General features: G+C 62.3%; 6 protein-coding genes and 1 pseudogene. 1 reads left to right on the top strand and 6 read right to left on the bottom strand.

Annotation, left to right across the window (positions count from 1 at the left end; translation table 11 throughout):
- Positions 1-25 precede the first annotated feature (25 nt).
- Positions 26-248 (bottom strand): annotated as a pseudogene (locus DMG62_22200) (IS481 family transposase).
- Between the two features lie 597 nt (positions 249-845).
- Positions 846-1,226, bottom strand: coding sequence for a hypothetical protein (locus tag DMG62_22205; protein PYY20739.1), 381 nt, complete (start codon positions 1,224-1,226; stop codon positions 846-848).
- Positions 1,227-1,392: 166 nt separating this feature from the next.
- Here DMG62_22205 and DMG62_22210 point away from each other — a divergent pair, with 166 nt between their 5' ends.
- The gene (locus DMG62_22210; protein ID PYY20740.1) at positions 1,393-1,578 is read left to right on the top strand and encodes a hypothetical protein; all 186 of its coding nucleotides are present in this window, start codon (positions 1,393-1,395) and stop codon (positions 1,576-1,578) included.
- Positions 1,579-1,664: 86 nt separating this feature from the next.
- On the opposite strand, the gene DMG62_22215 is transcribed toward DMG62_22210, so the two are convergent.
- Genes DMG62_22215 through DMG62_22230 form a run of 4 tightly spaced genes read right to left on the bottom strand, consistent with a single transcriptional unit; the run spans position 1,665 to position 6,160 of the window.
- On the bottom strand, positions 1,665-3,947 hold the full coding sequence (locus tag DMG62_22215) for a hypothetical protein (GenBank protein PYY20741.1): 2,283 nt from the start codon (positions 3,945-3,947) through the stop codon (positions 1,665-1,667).
- Between the two features lie 36 nt (positions 3,948-3,983).
- Positions 3,984-4,805: a hypothetical protein gene (locus DMG62_22220; protein PYY20742.1), complete on the bottom strand. Its 822-nt coding sequence runs from the start codon at positions 4,803-4,805 to the stop codon at positions 3,984-3,986.
- A 9-nt stretch (positions 4,806-4,814) separates the two neighbouring features.
- Entirely contained in the window at positions 4,815-5,117 is a 303-nt protein-coding gene (locus tag DMG62_22225) for a hypothetical protein (protein ID PYY20743.1), read from the bottom strand.
- Complete coding sequence (locus tag DMG62_22230; GenBank protein ID PYY20744.1) at positions 5,114-6,160, bottom strand: SAM-dependent methyltransferase; 1,047 nt, start codon at positions 6,158-6,160, stop codon at positions 5,114-5,116. Before DMG62_22230 ends, DMG62_22225 begins: the two co-directional genes overlap by 4 nt.
- Positions 6,161-6,214 lie beyond the last annotated feature (54 nt).

Consider the following 6,214-nt stretch of genomic DNA (forward strand, 5'->3'; position numbering starts at 1 on the left):
CCGCGATTCACGTTATGATCGCATCGGCGGTCATGGTCGGCTGCCGGTGTGGCGCCGAAAATCTGTCGAGCAGCCCAATATCGCCGTATTGGCGGTATCGATTAACCCATTTGGACGCGCATGCGCGAGAGACGCCCATGTCGGCGGCGACGTGCGCGATCGCCCGAGTCTGACATCGTTCGACCAAGCGTCGACGTACCCTCCAACGACAGCGGTGCGGGTGGCTGCAGTACTACCCGTGGATCGATCCGGCGGGGCTTGAGTACTTCCAGACACGGGCCAGCCCGACGTCGAGTTTGCGCTCACCATGACGCTAGAGCGTTTCACGACACGCGCGGCGCAGGAGCACGCGCTAGAGGTGCTGCAGCTCAAGCTCGATATCCTCTGGCATATGAACGGCGCCATGGCGCTGGCCTACGGGGTGACGACGTGAGCGAGCTAGCCGACACTTCGAGACCGGCGCTCACTAGTTTGATTCTCCTCGGCACCAGCACGGGATCTACTGGCGTGTTGTTTGAGGAGGATGAACGCTGAACCAGCGCTTCAGCGGCGGACATAGAGAGGCGCAAGGTCTGCTGGTTTGCTCGAACAATACAGTCTCGCGCGCGGGAAATTTGCGGGAATCTCTCCTGCACGTCGATGCACTTTCAGGCGCTTAGCTGCAACGGCCGTCTGCCCAAGAGTTTTACAAATCAGATACTTGGCCTCGACAGACGGCGCTCATAATGCCGGGGTCGAGGGTTCGAGTCCCTCCCTTTCCACCAACACTTTTCAAAGACTTGCGCATCACGCTACCAACCCTAGAACGGTTCTCGCGTGAATTCCGCGTGAGTCTGCTATCCGATTCACCGCCGCAACGAGATGCCGATCTCCGGAGCATCGTGCACCCGAACGTGCCTGAATTCCTCGGGCGCAGCCCGCCCTAGCTCCTCTGGGTACCGGGCTGCCGCCCGACGTCGGGCGGCTTTCCAGCCTGAGTTGTTCAGACGAGTAAAACGAGGGCGGCGACCCTTGCGATCCATCCAGGTGAAGACATAGGCCGGGTGCTGGTCTCGAACGCCGTCGATGATGCGTTGTGCAACGTCGTTCAACACCACCACCCGTGCTTCCTTGTTCTTCGTCAACCACTCCGGCAGCACGAACACCGTTCGTTTGATCTCGGGTGTGTCCAGCTCGATGCTACGCTCGCCATGAAGGAAAAGGCGCTCGCCAAAGTGACCGCCCATCAAGGCAGGCCAAGCCGCTACCGTCCAGATGACCGGCTACTCGCCTTCCCTGAAGAACCTGTGATGTCCGAAAAACTATGTCGCCTAATCGACGGCCTGCCTCACGCCGTGCGAAGCCAAATTTCCGAGGAAACGCGACGGAGCTGCTTCCCCAACTGGACTGTAGTTGGAGACAAGACATAGAAAATATAGGCGCCATGCGCGAATTAACGAGTTGCTCCAAGTGGATGACGTCGATCCCTTGACGTTCGCACAGCAGACCGGCAAGTCAATTGCCATGATCGAGAGAGCCTATATGCGCTTCATTCCGGCTGCACTGCAGGAGAAGCTTGCGAGGGTCAGGGAACCGTGACTGCGCCGCACTTGGACAGACTAGAGGACGTGATTCTGCGTCGCGAGCGATGATCTTTTCTACAAGCGGGGCGGGCACTGGCGTCGCTAGAATTGGTAGCGGATGTACGCGTTCCAGGTGCGCGGCGGGTTCAGATAGATCGAGGTTGCCGACAGGAATGAAACGGAATACGTGCGATCCGCGCAATTCTTGCAACCGACCTGCAACGAGAGGTTTGGCACCGCCGTAGGCTCGAACCCGACGCTCGCGCTCCACAGCACCTGGCTATTGGTCCACGCACCATCCGTGCTATCGGGGTTGCCCGCGTTGCCGATGGCGTAGCCGTCGTTGTAATTCAGGTCGATGTTCGGCTTGATGATCAGGATAGGTGTGTCGAAAGCATAAGTCGCGGAAGCGACCACGGACACGTCCGGCGCGCGCACAGGCGTCGCGATGCGGCCCGCGAAGTCGACAAAGCCGCGATTGCAGTTAGCAGCGATGCTAGCGTGGTTGCCGGTGGCGAGTGCAGCCTGGCAGGCCGCAATCTGCGCCTGCACGTCGGGTGAGATGTTTGTATAACGCGCGTGCTGCAGGCCCAGCATCGTCTCGATCGTTAGCCTGTGGGTGGGCATCCAGGTCGCTTCGATTTCTCCGCCATAATTTTGCAGATCTGCCGGATTGGTGGTCGTGAAGATCCGTACGCCGTTGTTGGTGTACGCAGCGGAGATCTGCACATCGTGCGTGTAGGCGTAGAAGCCTGTAACGTTCAGTCGAAGGGTTCTATCCAAGAGTTCCGTGCGCATGCCGATCTCTTCCGACCAGACCATCTCCGGTTTGAACGCGAGGAACAGGTTGTTGGCAAGCGCCCGGCCATTCCAGCCGCCGGACTTTGCGCCGCGCGTGGCCGAGGCGTAGAACATTACGTCCGGCGAATACTCATACGCCAGCGCGAAACGGGGCGTCACAAAGCTGGCATCCCGGTTGAGCGGAATTCCGGCAGCGGCAATGGCTGCGCTGCTCAAGTTCGCTCCCAGGGCCCCCGCGTTCTTGTAAACGTCGAGGTCCTTGCTTTCTTTCGTGTAGCGCAGGCCGAGAGTTGCCGTGTAGCGATCGGCGAACTTGTAGTCCACTTGACCGTATGCGGCGTATGTATCGAGGGTGTTGAGAATCGTGCGGTCGCCCGTGACCGTGAAGCTAGTGGCGGTGCCTACGCCAGTACCGAGGTCCGTCGTATTGCGCTCGTGCAGGTAGTAGAGACCGAATACGTAGTTGAGCGCGGCGCTCAGCGCCTTGCCCGTGGCTTTGAGTTCCTGCGACCACTGCTCATGCCTCGAGTCATTCAGGATCGGCGACACGCCGGTCGGTATCGGGTTCGGAGCACCGCTGATCGAGTCGATGTAGTAGAGCTGGTGGGTGTCGCGGTAGCCGGATATGGAGTTGAGCGTCAGATCGCCGAGCATCCACTGGAGATTCGCAGTAGAAGACCATGTTCGTGCTTCCGCTCCCGGGTCATTGAAGCGTTTGGCGCCCGTGAAGTACTGGGCCAGCGAGTTTTTTACGATGCCGGTCACAACGATGCGGTCGCCCGTCGTGGGGTCGACGACGTTCAAGAGATTCGCATTGGTGTCATCTATGAGGTCGGCCGTGAGGTCGACTATGAGATCATCGCTGGGCAGCAGGCGCACGGCCGCGCGGCTGCCCCACGTGTTCTCGCCGTTCATCATGTCGCCGGTGGAGATTTGGCGGGCATAGCCGTCATCGCGATGGCGAAAGCCGGAGAACTTAGTCAGGACCTTGTCAGAAAGGGGCAGGTCCACCGAGCCCCGAAAGTCCAGAGCATCATAGCTGCCGGTGCCTCCCTCAAAGTAGCCCTGGAACTTGTTGGCAGGTTTCTTCATCACTACGTTGATCGCTCCGCCAGTCGTATTGCGGCCGAACAGGGTGCCCTGCGGACCGCGCAGCACTTCGATACGCTCCACATCCAACAGGCCGAAGTTGTTGGCGTTCTGGCGCGAGATATAGACGTCATCGACATAGGTCCCGACTGGAACGTCCTGTGTAGCGATGGATTCAGTGTTGCCGACGCCGCGGATGTAATAAGTATTGGAAGTTCCGAGGCCGACGTTGTTGTTGCCGATGAGGTTCGGTACCTGCTCGATCAGATCGATGGTATCGCGAATCTGCTTGCGCTCTAGGTCGGCGGTGCCGAGCACCGTCACGGCGATCGGAACATCCTGCAACCGCTGCTCGCGTCGCTGCGCTGTGACGACGATCTCTCCGAGCACGGCCGGCTCGGTCGCTGTCGATGAGCTCGGGGCGGGCTCCTGTGCCCATACGTTCGATGCGGCCGTCAGGGCCACGGTCGAAAGTACCTTGAAAGTCATACGCATAGGTTCTGGTCTCCCAGTAGGTGCGATGAGGAGGACCTACCAACAAAGAGGGCCCGGGGCGACCTCGCCTGCGTAGGCTGCGAGATGCGTGGGAATGACGGGGTCGTACTTCGGCCACCAGCGGAACGACTGCTCGGGGCTCACGTAGTTGGTCGAGAGCGCGCCGCCCTTAGTTCGGAAGAAATACAGGTTGCCGGTCAGAGTGCCGTAGGGTCCGTGCGGGATATCGGCGGGTCGCCAGAAATACGCACCGGGACGCATGACTCCGCGGTTGCCATGGGTCTCGCCACTGACGAGATACATCTCTTCGACGGTCGGATGCACTTCGGCCCTCTCGCCCCAGCGCAGGGGCAGCGTGCCGAGCAGCCACGCGGTGTCCCGGGTGACGGGGTCCTGATAGAGGATCTTGCGGCCCGCGCCGGGCGGGAACTGCGGGTGAAAGTTTCCCGTATACGGCACGGTGTAAGCATCGAGGTGCTCCACCAGGCGCGCCGGATCGTACTTCGCTCCGGACGCGTGCTCGGGACGGGCCGAGAAGAACGTGAGGACGACGGCGCCCATTTCGCTCAGCAGCCGCTCGTGCGCATGGCCGGCCGGCCAGTGGGCGTAGGCAAGATGACTGAAGGAGCGGTCACCGACGCGCAGCGAGCCGCTCAGCACGATGAATTCCTCATCGGCGTTGAGCGCTGCGTCGGGCGCGGAGAATCCGGGAGGGTAGCGCACCAGCAGGCTTGTAGCGCCGGTCTCATCCTCGACGCTCAATACCTTCACGTCGCTCCCGGGGCGCAGGCGCCCCATGTCGCGGTCCGTCTGCCAGGGCAGGCGCTGCGACTGCACGAATTCAATCCAGGGTCGCACGTTGGGGCCTTACGACGGTTTGAACGGGGGTGTGAGCGGCTGCTTTCGCAGGGGCACCCGTGGATCGCGGTCTTCGGTGAGCACCAGCAGCAGCTTGTCGATTGAGTCCTGAACGAGGGCCTGTATGCGTTGGCGCACCGCAGGATTATTGCCCGCCGCCTCGATGGCCTCGTGGGTCAGTACGCCGGCAGCCACCAGCGCTTCCTCCAGCGCCACACGTCGCGCGCGCTCGACGTGAAGCTGTGAACTGAGTTCCATGACGAGCCCGGCGAGGCTCTCGTTATCGAGGCTGACATCGGCTGAAGAGCTCATGCGGGTTTCTCCGCTTCCAATACCGCCCAGGGGAAATGCCATTCAGCGCGCACCGGCCAGCGCAGCTCTCCGAGCCGTCCGGCAGCGCGCTCGTCGAACGCAGACCAGCGCGCGCCATCCAGTCCCGCGTCGCTCGCCATGGCCGTGAGGTCCGCCGCCATCATCGGTGGCAGGTACGGCTCGTTGTTCCGCTGGCCGTGCTCGAGCATCGCCAGATCGCGAAAGGCGTCACCGGTGAACTGGAAGTCCAGGAAGCGCAGCACGCCTCCCGGGGCGAGCAGGCGTGCGCATTCGGTGAAGAGCTGCGGAAGCACCGACAGCGGCAGTTCGTGCACCAGCATGGTGGAGGTCACGAGGTCGGCCGAGCCCGTGCCGAGACCCGTCGCGGCCGCGTCCGCCTGCTTGAAGTGAATCTGCAAGCGCTGCTCGTCGGCGCGCTGCGCGGCCAAGCGCAGGCAACTCGCCGCCAGGTCGACGCCGACCACCTCCGCTTCAGGGAAGGTCTTCTTGAGTACCCAGGTCGACTTACCGAATCCGCAGCCCAGATCGACGATACAGCGGTACCGGTGCGACGGCAGGGCCGTGCTCGCAAACAGGCGGTGGAACAGGTAGTCGTCGTTCTCGCCCAGCATCACCAGCTTGGCGCCGAGCTCGTACACCCGTGCCGCGGTGTCGCTCGACCAGACACCGCCCGGCTGCAGATGGATGTCCCACTCGGTGTACCAGTCCGGCAGCTGCAGGGATGGGTCGAGCTCCAGCGTCGCGCACGGCGGCGCTCGGGTGCCCTCGCCGGCGTCCTCGCACGCGACCGCAGCACTCACGGCTCGCCACAGCATCTTCTGCGATCCGCGCTCGAGCCACGCGAACCAGCGATACGACGGCAAGGCGTGGACTGCGGCGGCGAGCTTCTCGGGAGTGTCCGCTCCAGTCCTGTGAGAGTCATCGAGCTGACTACGCAAGTGCGGGTAGAGCCGCTGGGCCCATCGCTGCCTCAGAGCCAGCACGAAGTCGAGCGCCGCCTGCTGTTCGAGGGGGCGGCTCACAGTTCGCCCGCCTCGACGAGCTCGATAAGCTCGCCCGCCGCGCCCTTCAGCGTC

It is taken from the genome of Acidobacteriota bacterium (assembly GCA_003225175.1).
GTDB lineage: Bacteria > Acidobacteriota > Terriglobia > Terriglobales > Acidobacteriaceae > Gp1-AA112.